At 74.0% G+C, this 18196-nt stretch carries 17 protein-coding genes and 7 tRNA genes; 11 read left to right on the top strand and 13 right to left on the bottom strand.

What is annotated here, in order from left to right:
• Window positions 1-249 precede the first annotated feature (249 nt).
• Window positions 250-1470, bottom strand: a complete 1221-nt coding sequence (locus tag MTF69_RS14265; protein ID WP_243334225.1) for a hypothetical protein — start codon at window positions 1468-1470, stop codon at window positions 250-252.
• Window positions 1470-2060, bottom strand: coding sequence for a DUF4365 domain-containing protein (locus MTF69_RS14260; protein WP_243334223.1), 591 nt, complete (start codon window positions 2058-2060; stop codon window positions 1470-1472). The genes MTF69_RS14265 and MTF69_RS14260 overlap by 1 nt, the downstream gene beginning before the upstream one ends.
• A gap of 255 nt (window positions 2061-2315) precedes the next feature.
• Between MTF69_RS14260 and MTF69_RS14255 the strand changes: the two genes are divergently transcribed.
• Window positions 2316-3041, top strand: a complete 726-nt coding sequence (locus MTF69_RS14255; RefSeq protein WP_243334222.1) for a 3'-5' exonuclease — start codon at window positions 2316-2318, stop codon at window positions 3039-3041.
• A 108-nt stretch (window positions 3042-3149) separates the two neighbouring features.
• On the opposite strand, the gene MTF69_RS14250 is transcribed toward MTF69_RS14255, so the two are convergent.
• Together MTF69_RS14250 and MTF69_RS14245 are read right to left on the bottom strand one after the other, a co-directional pair.
• A tRNA-Val gene (locus MTF69_RS14250) sits at window positions 3150-3221 on the bottom strand.
• A gap of 38 nt (window positions 3222-3259) precedes the next feature.
• The gene (locus MTF69_RS14245; RefSeq protein ID WP_243334219.1) at window positions 3260-3784 is read right to left on the bottom strand and encodes an SRPBCC family protein; all 525 of its coding nucleotides are present in this window, start codon (window positions 3782-3784) and stop codon (window positions 3260-3262) included.
• 114 nt (window positions 3785-3898) lie between these two features.
• Here MTF69_RS14245 and MTF69_RS14240 point away from each other — a divergent pair, with 114 nt between their 5' ends.
• Window positions 3899-6370, top strand: a complete 2472-nt coding sequence (locus MTF69_RS14240; protein ID WP_243334218.1) for an SCO7613 C-terminal domain-containing membrane protein — start codon at window positions 3899-3901, stop codon at window positions 6368-6370.
• Window positions 6371-6501: 131 nt separating this feature from the next.
• Here MTF69_RS14240 and MTF69_RS14235 read toward each other — a convergent pair.
• Together MTF69_RS14235 and MTF69_RS14230 are read right to left on the bottom strand one after the other, a co-directional pair.
• A tRNA-Val gene (locus MTF69_RS14235) sits at window positions 6502-6573 on the bottom strand.
• 58 nt (window positions 6574-6631) lie between these two features.
• Window positions 6632-7117, bottom strand: coding sequence for a TIGR02611 family protein (locus MTF69_RS14230; RefSeq protein ID WP_243334216.1), 486 nt, complete (start codon window positions 7115-7117; stop codon window positions 6632-6634).
• Window positions 7118-7294: 177 nt separating this feature from the next.
• Between MTF69_RS14230 and MTF69_RS14225 the strand changes: the two genes are divergently transcribed.
• On the top strand, window positions 7295-7708 hold the full coding sequence (locus MTF69_RS14225) for an SsgA family sporulation/cell division regulator (protein ID WP_030011909.1): 414 nt from the start codon (window positions 7295-7297) through the stop codon (window positions 7706-7708).
• A 231-nt stretch (window positions 7709-7939) separates the two neighbouring features.
• Window positions 7940-8566: a CGNR zinc finger domain-containing protein gene (locus MTF69_RS14220; RefSeq protein WP_243334214.1), complete on the top strand. Its 627-nt coding sequence runs from the start codon at window positions 7940-7942 to the stop codon at window positions 8564-8566.
• A 213-nt stretch (window positions 8567-8779) separates the two neighbouring features.
• On the opposite strand, the gene MTF69_RS14215 is transcribed toward MTF69_RS14220, so the two are convergent.
• Window positions 8780-9235, bottom strand: coding sequence for a hypothetical protein (locus tag MTF69_RS14215; RefSeq protein WP_243334212.1), 456 nt, complete (start codon window positions 9233-9235; stop codon window positions 8780-8782).
• A gap of 200 nt (window positions 9236-9435) precedes the next feature.
• Between MTF69_RS14215 and MTF69_RS14210 the strand changes: the two genes are divergently transcribed.
• On the top strand, window positions 9436-9936 hold the full coding sequence (locus MTF69_RS14210) for a DsbA family protein (RefSeq protein ID WP_243334211.1): 501 nt from the start codon (window positions 9436-9438) through the stop codon (window positions 9934-9936).
• A 271-nt stretch (window positions 9937-10207) separates the two neighbouring features.
• Here the strand turns inward: MTF69_RS14210 and MTF69_RS14205 are convergent, their stop codons facing one another.
• The 3 genes from MTF69_RS14205 to MTF69_RS14195 are packed head-to-tail and all read right to left on the bottom strand — an operon-like array spanning window position 10208 to window position 13052.
• Window positions 10208-11032 carry a GNAT family N-acetyltransferase gene (locus tag MTF69_RS14205; protein WP_243334209.1) on the bottom strand — a complete coding sequence of 275 codons (825 nt, stop codon included), beginning with the start codon at window positions 11030-11032 and terminating at the stop codon, window positions 10208-10210.
• 56 nt (window positions 11033-11088) lie between these two features.
• Complete coding sequence (locus tag MTF69_RS14200; protein WP_243334207.1) at window positions 11089-11916, bottom strand: aminotransferase class IV; 828 nt, start codon at window positions 11914-11916, stop codon at window positions 11089-11091.
• Window positions 11913-13052 carry a chorismate-binding protein gene (locus MTF69_RS14195; protein WP_243334205.1) on the bottom strand — a complete coding sequence of 380 codons (1140 nt, stop codon included), beginning with the start codon at window positions 13050-13052 and terminating at the stop codon, window positions 11913-11915. Before MTF69_RS14195 ends, MTF69_RS14200 begins: the two co-directional genes overlap by 4 nt.
• A 180-nt stretch (window positions 13053-13232) precedes the next feature.
• Here MTF69_RS14195 and MTF69_RS14190 point away from each other — a divergent pair.
• The 5 genes from MTF69_RS14190 (at window position 13233) to MTF69_RS14170 (ending at window position 13717) form a co-directional block, all read left to right on the top strand.
• A tRNA-Gly gene (locus tag MTF69_RS14190) sits at window positions 13233-13305 on the top strand.
• Between the two features lie 45 nt (window positions 13306-13350).
• Window positions 13351-13424 (top strand) — tRNA-Cys (locus MTF69_RS14185).
• Between the two features lies 1 nt (window position 13425).
• Window positions 13426-13497 (top strand) — tRNA-Val (locus MTF69_RS14180).
• A 19-nt stretch (window positions 13498-13516) separates the two neighbouring features.
• A tRNA-Val gene (locus MTF69_RS14175) sits at window positions 13517-13588 on the top strand.
• Window positions 13589-13642: 54 nt separating this feature from the next.
• Window positions 13643-13717, top strand: a tRNA-Val gene (locus MTF69_RS14170).
• 60 nt (window positions 13718-13777) lie between these two features.
• On the opposite strand, the gene MTF69_RS14165 is transcribed toward MTF69_RS14170, so the two are convergent.
• The 3 genes from MTF69_RS14165 to MTF69_RS14155 all read right to left on the bottom strand — a co-directional run bounded on the left by MTF69_RS14165 (window position 13778) and on the right by MTF69_RS14155 (window position 16082).
• The gene (locus MTF69_RS14165) at window positions 13778-14086 is read right to left on the bottom strand and encodes a zf-TFIIB domain-containing protein (RefSeq protein ID WP_243334203.1); all 309 of its coding nucleotides are present in this window, start codon (window positions 14084-14086) and stop codon (window positions 13778-13780) included.
• A 65-nt stretch (window positions 14087-14151) separates the two neighbouring features.
• Window positions 14152-15432 (bottom strand): phosphotransferase family protein, encoded by a 1281-nt coding sequence (locus tag MTF69_RS14160; protein WP_374323014.1) that lies wholly within the window; start codon window positions 15430-15432, stop codon window positions 14152-14154.
• A gap of 464 nt (window positions 15433-15896) precedes the next feature.
• On the bottom strand, window positions 15897-16082 hold the full coding sequence (locus tag MTF69_RS14155) for a hypothetical protein (RefSeq protein ID WP_215034445.1): 186 nt from the start codon (window positions 16080-16082) through the stop codon (window positions 15897-15899).
• Window positions 16083-16941: 859 nt separating this feature from the next.
• Here MTF69_RS14155 and MTF69_RS14150 point away from each other — a divergent pair.
• A complete protein-coding gene (locus tag MTF69_RS14150) occupies window positions 16942-18189 on the top strand; it encodes a serine/threonine-protein kinase (RefSeq protein ID WP_243334193.1) in 1248 nt (415 codons plus the stop codon).
• Window positions 18190-18196: the final 7 nt, after the last annotated feature.

Below are 18196 nucleotides of genomic sequence, written 5' to 3'. Positions count from 1 at the left end.
CCTGACTCAGGGGGTGCGCTAGCGAACACTGCGCGCCTGAATCGTACCGAGCGGATGGGCTGCGCCGCTAAACGGTTAGGGCCGGCCCCCGCCGGGACCTCTGCGAGCCACCGCGCGGAGCGCACGGACGCGGCCCTGCGGGACTGTCCCCTACCCGCCCTTCGCCCGTTCCCCGGGCAGCGCCCGGGGAACGGGCGAAGGGCGGGTAGGGGACGGCCCCGCAGGGCAGCCGGGGCGCGCGCCGACGCGTCAGTCGTCCGACGGCAGGACGTCCCCCGCGTCGAGGGACTCGTCCAGGGATTTCATCAGCCGGTCCCGCTCGACCTCGTCCAGCGGGACCGGACGGACATCCGCGGCGTCCGTCAGCCGGCGGAAGCCGCCCCGCCGCTGCAAGCGCCCGCTGACCCGGATCGGGAGTCCGACCAGGTGTGCGTGGCCCGCCACCCGGTACGACTCCTCGTCGAGCACCACGCGGACGTACGGGATCTCCGCCCCGGCGAGGACCCGCAGCCGGACCGTGCCCCCGCCGCCCGGGGCCGAGCGGCGCATCCGGACCACCGAGCCCGCCACCCGGACCGGGACCGCCGGCTCGTCCCGCGTGTAGCGCGCGGCCGCCTCCCGGAGCACCGGGAGGTCGCCGGGCGAGAACTCCACCGGCTCCGGCCGGGCCGCGCACCCGGCGGGAACCCCCGCCGCCGGGGCCCACGCGAGGGCCACCCGGGCCCCCTCCGACCCGTGGACCAGCGAGATGAGCGCCTCGGCGAGCTCCCGGCTGACCCCGGCCTCGACCGCCGCGTCGAAGGCCTCCATGCCGCCGGTGGCCCGCTGGTAGTCGACGGCCTCGCGGGCGGCGTGCAGCGCGTGGTGCAGCCGGGTCATGGTGCCCCGGCCCCCGTCGACGGGGACGTACGCGGTCAGCCGGCGCCCGCCCGGAGCCGGCCCGACCAGGACCCCGTCCAGCGCCCGCTCCGCCTGGCCGCGGTGCCGGGCTCCGTAGTACCCGGCCCGTGCCCGGTCGGCGAGCGCCCCGGCGAGGAGCAGCTGGCGCGCTGCCGAGCGGAGCTGCTCCTGGACGGTCCAGTCGGCCTCCCCCTGGAGCCCGTACGCCCCGCGTGGGATCTCGCGCTCCCAGCGGATCTCGTCGCTCGGCACGCTGAGGCCGTACAGCACCTCGCGCGCCGACGGCAGCGCGCTGCGCGAGAGCGCGGTGAGCGCCTCTTCGAGCAGGTCGGCGCAGTCGGGGAAGGCCCGGCTCTCGGGGACGAGGAGGCTGGTGCCGCCGCTGCCCGTGGCGTACGGGGCGGGCGGCGTCCAGCGCCCGTACCGTCCGGCGGCGCCGCCGCGGCGCAGCCAGCCGTGCCGGTGCAGCAGCGCGCCGAGCACGAGGGGATCGATCTGCGCGGGATCGGGGGCGCCCGCGGCGAACTCCTGTGGGGAGAGCGGCTCCAGGTGCGGTGACTGCCAGTTCATCAAGGTGTCCCTCCCGACCCGACCCGGGTCATGATCTCGCAGAGCGCCCGGTCGTCGAAGATCCGCGTGGTCGGGATCCGTACGGTGGTCCGGCGCCGGCCGGTCACGGGGTGTCCGGCGAGATTGGTCCAGTAGCAGCAGTGCCGCAGGTCGAGCCGGTCGTGCCCGGCGCTCAGCCATTGGTCGCGTTCCCGCGGGACGAGCATCACGACGAGGATCTTGTGCACGGCGACCGGGGTGCGGGCCAGCTTCACCAGGTGTTCGTTGTCGAGGGTGAAGCCGAAGGTGGGCCCGGCCGGTCTGGGCGGTATCTGGTAGGTCGCCTTGAGCTGGACCTTGATGGTCACCTCGTCGTCGACGACGTGCTCGGGGGCGCCGTGGCTGACGTGCCAGTCGATGCCGTTGTCGGGAAAGGGCTGGGACAGCGAGCAGCCCGCCGCGGCGACGACGGCGTGCAGGTATCCCACTTGAAGGGTTTCCATGCAGGCGGTGGTGGCGAGCGTGCCGCGCAGCGGTCCGCTCCGCGGGTCGGTCCGCGGATCGATCTGCCCCGCGAGCACCCCGCCCGGTTCGGGCTGCGCGAGCGCCATGGCCGGCTCCCCATGCCTTCCGGGCTGTCCCGTTCGAAGCGGCCGTGCCGGGCCGCGTCAGGTGCGTGTCAGGGTGTCGGGGTTGACGACCGGTCATGTGTGCGGTCCCCCAGTTGAGTTGTCTCCGCAGTCGGCGCCCCGCAAACGGCGTACGGAACAAAGAGCCCGGGTATCACCGTTTCGGGCAAGGGTGGCGGGGCCTGGGGCGCGGTGCCCGGGTGGGGCCATCTGCCGACGGGTGACGAGGAGTTCGCCATGACACGCTGGTACGAGGGCCCGCTGGCCGCATTCGACACGGAGACGACCGGGGTGGACGTGGAACGGGACCGGATCGTGTCCGCCGCGCTCATCGTGCAGGAGTGCGCGGGCGGCCGGATCCGTTCGACGCGCTGGCTGGTCAATCCCGGCATCCCGGTACCCCCGGGGGCCACGGAAGTGCACGGTCTGACCGACGATCACCTCCAGCGCAACGGGCGGTGGCCCGCGCCGGTGGTGGAGGAGATAGCCCGCGCGCTCGGTGAGCAGCAGGTGGCGGGCCGGCCGGTGGTGGTGATGAACGCGCCGTTCGATCTGACGCTGCTGGACCGGGAGTTGCGCCGGCACCGGGCGTCCTCACTGGCCCGGTACCTGGACAACCGGCCGCTGACGGTGCTGGATCCGCGGGTGCTGGACAAGCATCTGGACCGCTACCGCAAAGGGCGCCGGACGCTGACGGATCTGTGCGCGCACTACGGGATAGAGCTGGAGGGTGCCCATGACGCGGGCGCGGACGCGCTGGCGTCCCTGGAGCTCGTACGGGCCGTGGGGCGCCGCTTCGCGGGCCGGCTGGAGCGGCTGTCGCCGGCGGAGCTGCACACGCTCCAGCAGGTGTGGCACGCGGCCCAGGCGCGGGGACTGCAGGCGTGGTTCGCCCGGCAGGGCACGCCCGAGTCGGTGGATCCGCACTGGCCGCTGCGGCCGGAGCTGCCCGCGGCTGCGTGAGGGGGCCCGTACTCGTACCGGTACCCGTACCCGTTACCCGCACCCGTACGGCAAGGCCCCGTACATGCGGAAGGCCGGTCCGTCATAAGACGGACCGGCCTGTCCCGGTGGGCGATACTGGGATCGAACCAGTGACCCCTTCGGTGTGAACGAAGTGCTCTCCCGCTGAGCTAATCGCCCGGGAACGGTGTGAACAATACAGAAGGCCCGGGGCTGGTTCAAACCGCTTCCGGCCGGACCGCCAGATGTGCGGCGAGCCCGCGCCGTCCGGCCCGCATCATCAGCGTGTGGTTGAGCCGGAACACCGGCCGCCCGGGGAACGCGAGAAGGCGCATGAGGGGGCGGCGCACCTCGACCTCCTGCTCGTACAGGGCCCGCGTGCCGCCGGACCGCGGTCGTACGGTCCAGCGCGCCCAGCCCTCCAGGTCGCCGAGCAGGGCGACCTCCAGGATGCCGCGCACGGGGTCCCGCAGGAGTTCGGCCGCGCTCACGCGCAGGGTGTACGGGAGGGCGGAGCGGATGAAGGCGGTGCCGCTGCTCCCGTCGGCGGCGGGGGCGACGGCGCGGATCTGGGGCCACCACAGGGGGTAGGACTCGGGGCGTTCCAGGGCGGCGTAGACGCGGTCGGGCTCCGCGTCGAGGTCCCACACGCTGCGGAAGCGGTAACGGGTCCACCGGTCACCGGGGTTGGCGCGGGCGGCACGACCGCTGCCGGGCGGACCGCTGCGGCTGCTTCGGTTCATGTCTCCAGTCTTGCGCGCGGCGGGGGCGCACACCGGGTACTCAGCCGCAGCTCACCCGGAGATGAGTACGCGCACCCATGTCCTGACGGGGTGACGGGCACCACACTCCGAACCATGAACAACCCCCTGCCGCCGGCCGAGGAGCTCGTGCTCATCGACCGCGAACTGATCCAACTCGACGCCCGGCGTCACTTCCTGCTGAGTCGGCGCGCGTGGCTGCTGGGCGCTCAGGCCCCCCATGCGTGGGGTGCGCCGGCCCGGCCGTCGGCGCCCGCGCAGGGGACGGAGGCCTCCGCTCCCGGTGCGCAGAACGTGCTGCTGGCCCTTGGCGCGGTGCTGCTGGCGGTCGCGGCGCTGGCGTTCACGCTGGTCAGCTGGGGCTCCCTCGGGATCGCCGGGCGCAGCGCGGTGCTCGCCGCGGTGACGGCGGCCGCGCTGGGCGCCCCGGTGGCGCTGCTGCGCCGGGGGCTGCGCTCGACCGCCGAGGCGGTGGCCGCCGTCGGCCTGCTGCTGACGGTGCTCGACGCGTACGCGCTGCATGCCGTCGGCATGCCGGAGGTGGACGGCACGGCGTACGCGGCGGGCGCGGCGGCGGTACTGGCCGCGGGCTGGGCCGCGTACGGCTGGACGCCGGCCGCGCGGGCGCTGCGGGCCCCCCTGCCCGCGGCGCTGCTGACGGCGCAGCTCCCGTTGCCGCTCGCGGCGCTGGCCGGCGGGGCGACCGGGCCGGAGCTGGGCTGGGCGCTGCTGGCGACGGCGGCCCTGGACGCGGGGCTCGCGCTGCTCCGGCCGGGGCGCTGGTCCTCCTGGGCGGGGGCGGCGGGCTCGGTGGCGGGCGGGGCGGCGCTGCTGACGGGCCTGGCGGAGTCGGTGGCGGCGGAGTCGGCGGGCGCCGCGCTGGGCCCCTCGGCGCTGCTGGCGGCGGTCGCCGTCCTGGCGGTGGCGGTGGCGTGGCGCACCTCCCTGATGCCGGTGGCGTTCGCCGTGGCGGGCGCCCTCGCGGCGGTGGCGGCGGTGGGTGGCCTGGCCGCCCCGGAGCTGCGCCCGCCCTGGGCCGCGGTCGGGTACCTGGTGGTGGCCCTGCCCCTGCTGGGGACGCTACGGGTCTCCGCGCTCCCGGAGCCGGTCCGGCGCGGCCTCGCCCTGGCCGGTGCGGGGGTGGCCGTCCTGGAGGCGGTGACCGCCCTGACATGGGTGGCGACGGTGCTGCTCGGGCGGCTGCGGGTGCTGGAGGAGGTCTGGTCGGTGACGACGCCCGCCGCGACTCCCGCTGCGGCGGCCGGGAACGGCCCGGGGCTCGCTCCGCTGGTGGCGCTGCTGCTGACGGCCGGGGCCGCGTGGTGGCTGGTCCGGGTGCTCCCGGGGCGCCGGGAGCCGGGGGTGGCGGCGGTGGTCCTGGGCTGGGCGGCGCTGTTCACGGCGCCCGTGGTGCTGGACCCGGCCCCGGCCCCGGGCGCGGTCTTCGCGGCCCAGCTCGCGGTGACGCTGGCGGCGGGGGCGCTCGCGCTGCGGTCCGGGGCGACGGCTTCCGCCGGTGCACCCGAGGAGGCCACGGCGGCGGCCGGCGGCAGCCCGGCGGGCACCACGCCCGCCGGCGACGGCACCCCCGCGGGCGCCGGTCGCGGCCTCGCGGGGATCGCTGCGGGCGCCTGCGCGCTGGCAGGGGCCCTGAGCGTGTCCGTGGCGGCCCTGGACGGCCGACTGGCCACCTTCGGGGTGCTCGGCCTGCTGGGGGCCGCCTGCGCGGCGGGGGCGGCGTACCGGCCCGCTCCGGCGTGGGCCCGCGCGGGGGCGGCGGCGCTCACCGTCGGGTACGCGGCGCTGCTCGCGGTGGCGCTGGGCGCACTGCTGGAGCGGCCGGTGGCCTGGTGGGCGCCGGCGGTGCTGGTGGTCCCGGCGGCGGTGGCGGCGCTCGGGCCGCGGCTGGGCCCCCTCAGGGTCCCGGCGGAGGTCGCGGCGGCCGCGGCGGGCCTCCTCGCGGTGGCCCTGGCCACCGGGGACGCTCCGGTGCTTTCCCTGGTCCTGGCGCTGGCCGGGGTGGTGTGCGCGGCGGCGGCCGTGCGGCCCGAGCGCCGGTCGGCGGCGGGCTGGCCGGCCGGGGCGCTGTTCCTCGCGGCGACCTGGGTACGGCTCGCGGCCTCGGAGGTGACGGTGCCCGAGGCGTACACCCTGCCGGTGACGGCGGCGGCGCTGGCCGTGGGATTCCTGCGGCGGCGCCGTGATCCGCTGGCCGGGTCCTGGACGGCGTACGGGCCGGGTCTGGCGGCGACCCTGCTGCCGAGCACCCTCGCGGTGTGGGGCGATCCGCACTGGCTGCGGCCGCTGCTGCTGGGGACGGCCGCGCTCGGGGTGACCCTGGCCGGTGCCCGCGGCCGGCTCCGGGCGCCGCTGCTGCTGGGCGGGGCGACGCTGGCGGCGGTGGCCCTGCACGAGTTGACCCCGTACGTCGTCCAGGTGGTGGATGCGCTGCCGCGCTGGCTGCCGCCGGCCCTGGCGGGGGTGCTGCTGCTGGTGGTGGGGGCCACCTACGAGAAGCGGCTGCGCGACGCCCGACGGCTGCGGGAGGCCATCGGCCGGCTGAGGTAGCCCGGCGGAACTCGGGGCCGGAATCCCGGGGGCGGAGCCCGGGGTCGGAACCCGGGGGCCGGACGGGTGAAAAAGGCCGGGAAACGCCAGAGGCCCGGAGACTGTGAAAGTCTCCGGGCCTCTGGTCCGGGTGGGCGATACTGGGTTCGAACCAGTGACCCCTTCGGTGTGAACGAAGTGCTCTCCCACTGAGCTAATCGCCCGGACGCACCGCAAACATTACCGCATGTCAGCGGTGCCCTCCGCCATGGTCTGGCGGGCTCACTCCACCTCGCGGTTCCAGGGCAGCACGAGCCCGTACTTCCACAGGTAGAAGCCGATCAGGACGCCCGCGATCACGAGCCCGACGCTGGTCAGGATGATGTTGCGGCGGCGGACCTTCGGGTCCAGGGCCTTCTGGGCGGCTTCACTGACCTTGCGCTTGGTCCAGCGCAGGGCGAAGTGGGCCCAGGCGAATTCCGTGGCCCAGATCGCGAGGCCCGCGAAGATCGCCACCCAGCCCGGTCCGGGCAGGACCAGCATGGCGACACCGGCGCCGATGACGGCGAGGCCGACGACGAAGACGCCGACCTGCCAGCTCAGGTGCAGGCTCCGGCGGGCCTTGATGAAGGCAGGCGCCTTGGAGACGTGCGGCGCCTCCTCGGCGGCGGTGGGCCCGGGCGCGGATTCGGACGCCGCCCCGGTGGTGGATTCGGCTGCGGACTCGGCTGCGGACTCGTTGGCCTCGCGGTCACTCCCCGTGTTCATGGGGTCGAATCTACCGGAGGTCCCAGCACACGTGAATGCGCGTTTGGATCCGCCGTCCGAGGGACCCAGAGGTCCGCAAAACGGTCAGAGGGGTTTACAACGGCACCGTAGGTGGCATGTCGATTTCGCCGACGTGCGAATCCCCGAGCGCACACTGAGCGAAAGGCCCTGGCGCTTATGAACACCACGGTCAGCTGCGAGCTGCACCTGCGCCTCGTTGTGTCGAGCGAGTCCTCACTGCCTGTTCCCGCGGGCCTGCGGTATGACACGGCCGATCCCTACGCCGTGCACGCCACCTTCCACACCGGCGCCGAGGAGACGGTCGAATGGGTATTCGCCCGCGACCTCCTCGCCGAGGGTCTTCACCGGCCCACCGGTACCGGCGACGTCCGTGTCTGGCCGTCCCGCAGTCACGGTCAGGGAGTCGTCTGCATCGCCCTGAGCTCACCGGAGGGAGAAGCGCTGCTCGAAGCACCCGCCCGAGCACTGGAGTCGTTCCTCAAGCGGACGGACGCCGCGGTTCCACCAGGAACCGAACACAGGCACTTCGACCTCGACAAGGAGCTCTCCCACATCCTGGCCGAATCCTGAGCCAGGCCCACAGAGGGAACCCTCCCCCGGCTGAGCCCGGGGGCCGCACGACACCGTCCGACTCGGGGCGACGGTGCACGGCGGACAACCACATACGGAAGTGCCGGCGCTGTTCACGCGGAAGCCACCCGCGCGGACGGCGCCGGTGCGCTTTGGGGGCGACCCGCTAGAGTCGGCCAGCGGCGGCGGCAGCAGACCGTCACCGCAGGCCCGGCCCTCCAGGGAGACCCCGTGCAGATCCCCCACGACACCCGTCGCGCGCTCGACGTCGTCGTCGCGCTGGTGAACACCTCGGCCGAGACGGAGCAGCCCGACGGGCTGGCGGACGTGAACGCCCTGCGCGCCTTCGTTCACGAGTACGCGATCAGCGACGTCGGCGAGCTCAGCGCCCGCGACCTCGCCGGCGTGCGCGCGGTGCGCGGCAAATTCGCCCAGGTCTTCGCGGCGCCGAACTCCCGCATCGCCTCCGTGCTGATCAACGAGCTGGTCGCGACGGCCGGCACCACCCCGCAGCTGACCAACCACGACGGCTACGACTGGCACGTGCACTACTTCGCCCCGGGCGCCTCGGTGGGCGACCACCTGGCGGCCGACGGCGGCATGGCGCTGGCCTTCATCGTGGTCTCGGGCGAGCAGGAGCGGCTGCGCCGCTGCGAGGCCCCGGACTGCAGGCGGGCCTTCGTCGACCTGTCCCGCAACCGCTCCCGGCGCTACTGCGACAGCCGTACCTGCGGGAACCGGCTGCACGTGGCGGCGTACCGGGCCCGGCGCAAATCGGAGCTGGGCACGGAGCCGGGCTCAGAGCAGGAAGAGATCGTGCAGGGCGGCGAGCAGCAGCAAGCCCCCGATCACGGCTAGGAAGATCATCAGGGGTGGCTGGGAGAGCGCGAAGAGGCAGCCTCTCGGCTCCTCGGCGACGGGGACGGTGGCCGGCGCGGGAACGGCCGGCTCACCCGATGATGTGTCGAGCATGTCGGGGCGATGATGGCCCAGCGGACCCGCGCGCGCCGCTCAACACGCCAGACGGAACGCGCGAGTTCACCGGATCCCGTCAGATCAGGTGGTTCCCGGTCAGATGCCGTGCTTCTTGAGGATCGCCTCGATGTCGGAGAAGTCCTCGGCGGGGGCGGCGGCCGGAGTGGGCCGCGGGCGGGCACCGTCACCCAGCGAGGGCGCGGAGGCTGCCGGGGCGACGGCCTCCCGGGCCGGGCGACCCTTGGCGGCCTTCGGCTTCTTCTGCTTCCCCGGCCCTTCACCCTCTCCCGCGCCCTGCCCGCGCCGCTCTATCGCGCGGGTGGTCGTGAAGAGCAGCCAGGCCAGTCCCAGCACGGCGAACCCGGCCCAGACGGTCGGCTTGAAGACGATTCCGGTCGCCCAGGCCACGACGCCCGTCATCACCAGGCCGACGGGCACCAGCGAGTACGCCGCGATCCGGGTGGCCGCGAGGAAGCGCTTGCGGTAGGCGGTCAGCGCGGCGATGCCCAGGCCCGCCGCGGACACCGCGGAACAAATGGTCTCGGCGAGCATGCGGGGCCTCCAGGGGCGGATCGGTCGGTCGGACCCGGCCGGCGGGCCGGGCGTTCTGTCCCCATCCATCCTGCACCGGCGACCCTCGCCCTGGCCACGGCCGGAGCCCCTCGCGGGCGGATCTCCGGGACATCTCGGGGTCCGGTCTCCTCCCGAGGTCCCGGTCCGTGCTCCTCCCCGCGGGCTGGGAGACTGTCCGCATGACCGATTCCGTGATCCTCGACGTCTGGTGCGAACTTCAGTGCCCGGACTGCCACAGCGCTCTGGACGACGTGCGCGCCCTGCGGGCCCGCTACGGCGACCGGCTGGACATCCGGCTGCGCCACTTCCCGCTGGAGAAGCACAAGCACTCCTTCGCCGCCGCGCAGGCCGCCGAGGAGGCCGCCGAGCAGGGGCAGGGCTGGCCCTACGTGGAGGCCGTCCTGGCCCGCACCGCGGAACTCGGCAAGGCCGGCGAATCGGTACTCGTCGAGGTCGCGCGTGAACTGGGCCTGGACGCCGAGGAGTTCGACACCGCCCTGATCGACGGCCGGCACATCCTGATCGTGGACGCCGACCAGGCCGAGGGCAAGGCGATCGGCGTGACCGGCACCCCGACGTACGTGATCGACGGACAGCGCCTCGACGGCGGCAAGAGCCAGGAGGGCCTGCGCGAGCGCATCGAGGAGATCGCCGACCGGCTGCTCGCCGCGGAAGCCTGAGAGGCGTTCCGTAATTCCGCTACGATGCCCAAGTCCCGCAAGGGATAGGGCGAGAAGACGCCCTGTGGGAGTCAACCGCACCGTGTCCGTCTCCCGCTTGCCGGAACGGATCACGCGGCAGCACAACGTCTGATCTGTGCCTCTGCTCCCCGAATGCCGGACCAGCGCCCTGAGCGACCCCGGATGAGCCGCCCCCGGGCGACCACGCCGGACAGCCCAGGAACCGCCCCGGCTGCAATCCGTCATCCCTGCGGGAACAACGGATCAAGTCTTAGGTCAAATCCTTGGCGTAGTTGAAGTCGGTCGTCCGGTAGCCGAGGGACTCGTAGAGCCGCAGGGCCGGGACGTTGTCGGTGAAGACGTGCAGCGCGAGCACCCGGTGGCCGGCCGCGAGGGCGGTGCGTTCCGCGAGGAGCATCAGGTCCCGGCCGTAGCCGCGGCCGCGGTGCTCCTCGGCCACCGCGACGTCGTAGACGTAGGAATCCCCGCCCTTCGGCGCGACCCATACGGTGCCCACGGGGACGCCTGCCGCCTCCAGCACCGAGAAGCTGACGCCGGGGGTGGCCGACCCCAGGGGCAGCAGGGAGGCGTGGTCATTCGCCGACTTCACGTGCGCGGCGTCGGCCGGCATGCCTCGGCTGATCCAGTTCTGCGCGTACTGCTCCAGTCCCGCGGCGTGCCAGGTCTCGAACTCGGCCTGCGTCATCGGGCGGCCGGCCACCCCCTCGGACAGGTCGGGCGGCCCGGCGGGGAGTTCCTTGGCCATGTTGCGGCTGTACTCGGCGTACCCGAGGGCGGCGGCCAGGCGCAGGCCGCCCGCCGAACCGGCCGGGACCGAGGCGCGGACCCGCCGGCAGCCCCAGCCGCGCAGCACTTCCTCGGCGGCGAGCGCGGCGACCGTGGCGCGGCCGCGCCGCCGGTCGGGCTCGTCGACGGCGAGTTCGCGGATCTCGGCGACCGTCGGCCCGAAGGGGGTGTCGGCGGCGAGCAGCAGGGCGCCGACGCGCCTGCTGTTGACTCGGATCTCGTACGGGCGCGAGCGCGCCCCGCCGGTGCTCTGCTGAAGCGGCCCGCTCGGCCGCAGGGTGGTGGTCATCAGTCGAGTTCTACCCGCCCTGCGGCCCGAAGCACAGCAGATTTGTCCGGTCCCGGTCAGGAGCGGGGGTCGGTGTCCCCGGCGGAGCGGGCGTCGAAGATCCGCATGGCCTCGGCCGTGACGGGGCCGGGGGCGGAGCCCAGGTCGCGCCCGTCGATCCGTACGACGGCCTGGACGTCGCGCAGGGAGGAGGTCAGGAAGACCTCTTGCGCCTGTTCCAGCGCTTCGAAGGGCAGGTCGGTCTCCTTGGCCCCGCACCATTCGGCGACGAGGGCCCGGGTTATGCCCGCGAGGCAGCCGGAGGCCACGGGCGGGGTGTGCAGCTCACCGTCGAGGACGACGAACACGTTGGATCCGGTGCCCTCGCAGAGCCGCCCGACGGTGTTGGCGAAGAGGGCCTCGGAGGCGCCCTCCCGGTGGGCGGCGGCGAGCGCGACCACGTTCTCGGCGTACGAGGTGGTCTTCAGGCCCACCACGGCGGACCGCTCGTTGCGCACCCACGGCACGGTGACCACGGCGGTGGTGTCGGGGCGGCGGGTGGTCCCGGCGAGGGCGACGATCAGCGTCGGGCCGGCCTCGCCGCGGTCGGAGCCGAGCGGGGAGACGCCCCCGGTGTAAGTGACGCGCAGCCGGCCGAGCGGCAGCGGGTTGGCCTCCAGGACGGCGGCGCAGGCGCGGCGCACCTCGTCCAGGTCGGGGTCCGGCAGGCCGAGGCCGCGGGCCGAGCGGGTCAGCCGCTCCAGGTGCCGGGTGAGTGCGAAGGTCGTCCCGCGCTCCGCCTTGAGCGTCTCGAAGACCCCGTCGCCGACGGTGAGGCCGTGGTCGAACACGGACACCTTCGCTTCGTCCGCGTCCCGCAGTGCTCCGTCGAGCCAGATCCTCACCGTACGGTCCTCCCGCTTTCGTCCGTCTGTGTATCGACCGCGCCGGTCGGGCTGACCGGGCTGACCGGGCTGATCGCCCCGCTCGCGCCGGGCGCGTTCGCTTCGATAGCCCCCGACGCTACCCGCAGCAGCCGGGCGGCCTTCAGCTCGGTCTCCGCCCACTCGCGGTCGGGGTCGGAGCCCCAGGTGATCCCGGCGCCGGTTCCGAAGAGCAGCCGGGGCCCGCCGGGGGCCGTGCGGTCGATCCAGAACGTCCGGATGCCGACGGCGAGCTCGGCCGTGCCCCGGTCGGCGTCGACCCAGCCGATGCCCCCGCAGTAGGGGCCGCGGGGGGCGGTCTCCAGGGCCTCGATGATCCGCAGGGCCGAGGACTTGGGGGCTCCGGTGACGGAGCCGGGCGGGAAGGTGGCGGCGAACAGCTCGGGCCAGCCGGCGCCGTCGGCGAGGTCCCCGGCGACGGTGGACACGAGGTGGACGAGGCCCGGGTGCTCTTCGAGCGCGCACAGTTCGGGGACGGTCACGGAGCCCGTGGCGCAGACCCGGCCGAGGTCGTTGCGTACGAGGTCCACGATCATCACGTTCTCGGCGTGGTCCTTGGGCAGCAGATCGGCGGCGGTGCGGCCGGTGCCCTTGATCGGGCCGGACTCGACGTGGCGGCCGCTGCGGCGCAGGTAGAGCTCGGGGGACGCGGTGGCGATCTCGACGCCGTGGGCCGGCAGCCGAATCGTTCCTGCATACGGGGCCGGGTTGCCGCGCGCGAGCAGCGCGGTCAGGGCGTCCACATCGGCGCCCGCCGGATCGGGAAGCGGCGCGGACATCACGCGGCAGAGGTTGGCCTGGTAGACCTCGCCCGCCTCGATGTGCTCGCGGATGCGGCGCACACCGGCGATGTACGCGGCGCGGTCGAGGGAGGAGGTCCACTCGTCGGCGTCGGGGCCGCGCCAGGCTCCGGGAACGGGGGCCGGCACCGGGTCGGGGCGTATGTCCCCGAAGCGCGCGCAGACGAGACGGCCTTCGAAATCGGCCGTCACCGCCCAGAAGCCGGTGGAGTCCAGGGCGGCGGGATCACTGGTGACATCTCGGAGATCGGTCGCGAGAAGGCCGCCGAAGCGGGCGAGGGGAGGCAGGTCGTGCACGGCTGCGAGTCTATGACCGGTGACGCCCGGGCGCCGGTGAGGCGTCCGCCGGGTGACCGGCGGTGATCGGGCGGCAGCACGCTGCGGAAACGCGTTTTTGAGCTGGCCCGGGAATCCGCTAGAGTTCAACACGTCGCCAGGGAGCGAAGGGGGAAAACCCCGGAGCGAACACGGCGACCTGCGGACGTAGCTCAGTTGGTAGAGCACCACCTTGCCAAGGTGGATGTCGCGAGTTCGAGTCTCGTCGTCCGCTCTAAGGTGGGGGATCATCTTCCCGAGGACCCCCTGCTTGCTCCATGGTGGAGTGGCCGAGAGGCGAGGCAACGGCCTGCAAAGCCGTCTACACGGGTTCAAATCCCGTCTCCACCTCCAAGGACGATTAGCTCAGCGGGAGAGCGCTTCCCTGACACGGAAGAGGTCACTGGTTCAATCCCAGTATCGTCCACTGGTCCGCAAGGATCCCCGCGCGATTAGCTCAGCGGGAGAGCGCTTCCCTGACACGGAAGAGGTCACTGGTTCAATCCCAGTATCGCGCACGCAGTATGCTTCACACTTGCCGCCTGCGGTGTTCGCACCGTGAACGTGGTCCCGCGCGATTAGCTCAGCGGGAGAGCGCTTCCCTGACACGGAAGAGGTCACTGGTTCAATCCCAGTATCGCGCACCAGTTGTCCGGAAGCCCCGGCCGTTCCTACGGCCGGGGCTTTCGCGTGTGTGGCCCTCTGGCTCAGGAGGAGAAGAGCATCCGGCCGAAGCCGCCCTTGCGGTGGCCGTGGCCGTGGCCGCCGTGCTGCGGGGCGCCCCAGGCGGGCGCGGGGGCGGCGTGCTGCTGCGGGTACGCGGCAGGGGCCGGGGCCGGCGGGGCGGCCTGGGGCGGGACCTGGCCGTACTGGGCGGTGTACTGGGACTCCAGGCGGGTCAGCGCCTCGAGCTCGCCGTAGTCGAGGAAGATGCCGCGGCAGCCGCTGCACTGCTCTATCTGGACACCGTTGCGGTTGTAGGTGTGCATCATCGCGTGACACTTCGGACACTGCATGACCGGATCAACTCCTCGCCGTTCGCGTCGACACCGGATGCGTACCCGGTGGTGTGAGGCTCACCCTACGACGGGCCCTTCGGCTCCAAGTCGGGCGGGAGGGAGGCGATTCGGGCACAGGCTTCGACCATCAGCCGCTCCACGTCGTCGAGTCGGCGCCGTTCGCGGGCGGCCTTGGCGAGGGCCAGCGCGGCCGTCTGCACGGTGAGGGCGCGGGCGGCGAGGTCGAGTTCCGGCCAGGGATCGCTGCCGGGCGCACCGGCCGCGGGGCCGCCCGCGGCGCGGTAGGCGTCGAGGAAGCGCAGCCAGGTCTCCGTGTCCAGCAGCCCGGCGGCGTACCAGGCCGCGGGCCGGGCGAGGTCCCACGCGGGCATGCCGAGTCCCAGGTCGTCCACGTCGATCAGCCGCCAGCCCCCGGCCGGGCTCCGGACCAGCTGCCCGAGGTGCAGGTCGCCGTGGCAGAGCGCCCCGCCGGACGGCGCCGGCCCCTCCCCCCGGGCCCACCCGGGGAGCGTGGCCGCGGCGGCCCGTACGAGCCGCGCCAACTCCGCGGCGTCGGCGTCGGCGTCCTCGCCTGCCGGCCCGGCCGGGAATGCCTGCCCGGCCGGGAATGCCTGCCCGGCGGGGATGGACAGAACGGCGCGGCGGGCTCGGCCGGCTTGGTCGGCTCGGTCGGCTTGGTCGGCTCGGTCGGAGGACGGCGCCGCGGGGAGGGTGGCAGCCGCCCCGGCCCGGGTCGGCCCGCCCCCGGAGCCGCGGTCGGAGCCGCGGTCGGGGCCCTGGCCCTGGCCCTGGCCCTGGCCCTGGCCGGCAGGGTGTTCCCCGACCGGGCGCCCCCGCGGCACGCCGCTCGGGTCGTCTGCTTCCGTGCCCGCAGGCGCGGGCCGTCCCGGCACGGCGCGCCCCGCGGCGAGCGGGGCCGCGGGCGGGTGCGCCGCGTCGAGGCGGTGGAGGGCGCGGGCGAGCTTCGCCGGGCCGCGCATCGGGGGGAGCGGGTACGGGAGGTGGTGGAGCGGGGTCCGGTGGAGGGCGGCCAGGAGTTCGGCGGCCGGCTCCCAGGGGGCCTCCTCGGGGCGGTCCGGAGCGACCGGAGCGCCGTAGGGCCACAGGGAGACGGGCCGCGATCCGACCAGGCCGAGCCCGGTGCGCAGCGGGGGCAGCAGAACCCCGGCCAGTGCCGGGTCCCCGGCCACGCGGATCCGTAGCGCCAGGGCGTCGGGATCACTGTCGCCCGCGTGCGCCTTGGCCACGACGTCCCCGCAGCGGACCACGGTGCCGTCGTCGCGGTCCGCGAGGAGTACGTACTCCGCCGCGCCCGCGTACGCGGCGAGCTCGGCCGCGCTCACTCGCTCCAGCGGAACCACGCCTCGGCTCTCCCCGTGCTCCGCACCCCGGGCGGGTGCTCCTCGGGACGAGGGTACGCAGCGCAGGGACTCCTTGGGGTGCGCCTCTCGGGCCGGGCCGGGCCCGCGCCGTCCCGCGGCGGAAGGGTTCCCCCGCAGGCCGGACCGGCTGCACCCACCCGCCGGTCCCGCGGGCCGGACGGCAGAAGCACCACCGCTGCCCGGCCACCGCCGGACGGAGTCCGGCGCGGCGGCGCGAGGCCGGTAAGGCCCGCCAGGGCCGCACCGCGCGAGCGGCGCGTCGAAAAGGGTTGCGCGCGGGCATGAAAAAGGGTGCTGCGCGTCCGGCTCCCCAGCCGTACGCGCAGCACCCTTCACCTGCCGTCCGTCGACCGCTCCCCCGTCCCCACGGGGTTCGGCCGGTGACAGTCCCGGCCCAGGCCGCTCTCCTGGGCCCGGGGCGCCGCTCAGCGCCCCAGCATCACGCTTACGGACGACGCCTGTGCCGCCACCTGGTCGAAGCCTCCGAAGAGGAAGAGCAGGAGGGCGGCCAGGGGGAGCACCATGGCCGCGGCCACCAGTGGGTGGCGACGGCCGGACTCATGGCTGTTGAACGCGAATGCCTTGCGTCCCTGCCGTGCGATGTCCGCCATGGTCCTCTCCCTGTCGTTTGGCAGCGGCGGGTTTGTGACCTCGGGGGACGAGTGATCGACCCGCCGCTTGTCTTCAACACTAGGCGCGGGAAAGGCTTCTGGCCTCATGCCTTCGTACCCATTGCCTGGCCTCCAGGAGGATGAGGCGTCCACCTCGCACGTACTCCCCTGGGTGGAGACCGACCCCCCGCTCTAAGGGTCTTCCCGGAGGGGACACCGGAGCGTATTGAATCCTCCCCCGGCCGAAGCAAGGGGATTCCTGGCTCACACCGCTCGGACGCTCAGCAAGCGACCAAGGCTTCCGCGATCAACACCAGCCGGGTTGAAACCAGCCCGGATGCATGAAGTTGTCAGACCGTGCCGTGCCAGCCTGGTTCTCGCTCGGCACCTTGCACGCGCTTGGTTCTCACAACGCACGACACGGACCTTACTCAGCAGTGCGTGGCCTGGGGACAAAGCCACTGGCCGCCGTCCCGCTTCGCAGGAGTCAGGCTTCCGCCTGCGCCGAGGAGCGAGCGTTCCCGGAGGTTCTCGGTGACTTCCCTCACTTCTGTCACTGCCCTCACACGACCCGCTGCCGACCAGGCCACCCCAAGATCAACCGGACCGAACCGGCCCCCTCGCCGGGCGCCTTTACCCCGATTCCCCGTCCGTGACCCCAATTCCCTTGGTCGCGGCCCGGCTTGACCGGACCGCCCCGCTCCGTACATGCGTCCTACCGGTGGTCCGGTGATTCCCCAAGTGGACTGCCCCGTACTGACAATCGAATCCCCCGGCGAGGGCGCGGCCTCTGAGCGCGCATGCCGGATGGTCCGTAAGCTGTGCCACGTCAACAGGACGACCGGTCAGCGGGGTGGACATGGCGATGATGCGGCTCCGGCGCGAGGACCCGCGTGTCGTCGGCTCGTTCAGGCTGCACCGGCGCCTCGGCGCCGGCGGCATGGGCGTCGTCTATCTGGGCTCCGACCGGCGCGGACAGCGCGTCGCGCTCAAGGTGATCCGGCCGGACCTGGCCGAGGACCAGGAGTTCCGCTCGCGCTTCGCGCGCGAGGTCTCCGCCGCCCGGCGGATCCGCGGCGGGTGCACCGCGCGCCTGGTCGCCGCGGACCTGGAGGCGGAGCGCCCCTGGTTCGCCACGCAGTACGTGCCCGGCCCCTCCCTGCACGACAAGGTGGCCGAGGAAGGCCCCCTGACGGCCGCGGCCATCGCCGCCATCGGCGCCGCGCTCTCCGAGGGACTGGTCGCCGTACACGAGGCCGGGGTGGTCCACCGCGACCTCAAGCCCTCGAACATCCTGCTGTCGCCCAAGGGCCCGCGCATCATCGACTTCGGCATCGCCTGGGCCACCGGCGCCAGCACCCTCACCCACGTGGGAACGGCCGTCGGCTCCCCCGGCTTCCTGGCGCCCGAGCAGGTGCGCGGAGCCGCCGTCACCCCCGCCACCGACGTCTTCTCGCTGGGCGCCACCCTCGCCTACGCGGCCACCGCCGACTCGCCCTTCGGGCACGGCAGTTCCGAGGTCATGCTCTACCGCGTGGTGCACGAGGAGCCCCACCTCCAGGGTGTTCCGGACGCGCTCGCGCCCCTCGTACGGGCCTGCCTGGCGAAGGATCCCGAGGAGCGCCCGAGCACGCTCCAGCTGTCGATGCGGCTCAAGGAGATCGCGGCCCGCGAGGCGCACGGGATGGGCGACAGCCGCCCGCCGGCGCAGCGCGCGCGGACCGAGCGGCCGACGGGCCGTCTGCCCGAGGGCTACGTCGAGGACATCGATGGGTACGCCGAGCAGCGCACGGAGCGCCGTAGCGCCGGCACTCCCGTTCCGGGACGTCCGGGGACGGGAACAGGAGCGGGCCAGGGGAAGACGCCGGCCAAGGGTCAGGGACCGCGCGGCGGGCCGGACTCCCGGCCCTCCTCGACCCGGAGCACCGGCTCGCGGGGCACCGGCTCCACCGCCGGGCGTACGGGCGGCCGCCCGGCTCCCCGTACGACGGGCACGGGGCGGCGGCCGTCACGGCCGGACCCCAAGCTGATGCGCCAGCGCCTGATCGTCTTCGTCGTGGTGACGTTGCTCGTGGCGCTGGGCATCGCGCTGGCCCAGAAGCTCTAGCCCCCGG

Origin of the sequence: Streptomyces sp. AP-93, from assembly GCF_022808175.1 — a bacterium.
Classification (GTDB): domain Bacteria; phylum Actinomycetota; class Actinomycetes; order Streptomycetales; family Streptomycetaceae; genus Streptomyces.
This window is presented reverse-complemented; position numbering and strand designations above follow the sequence as displayed.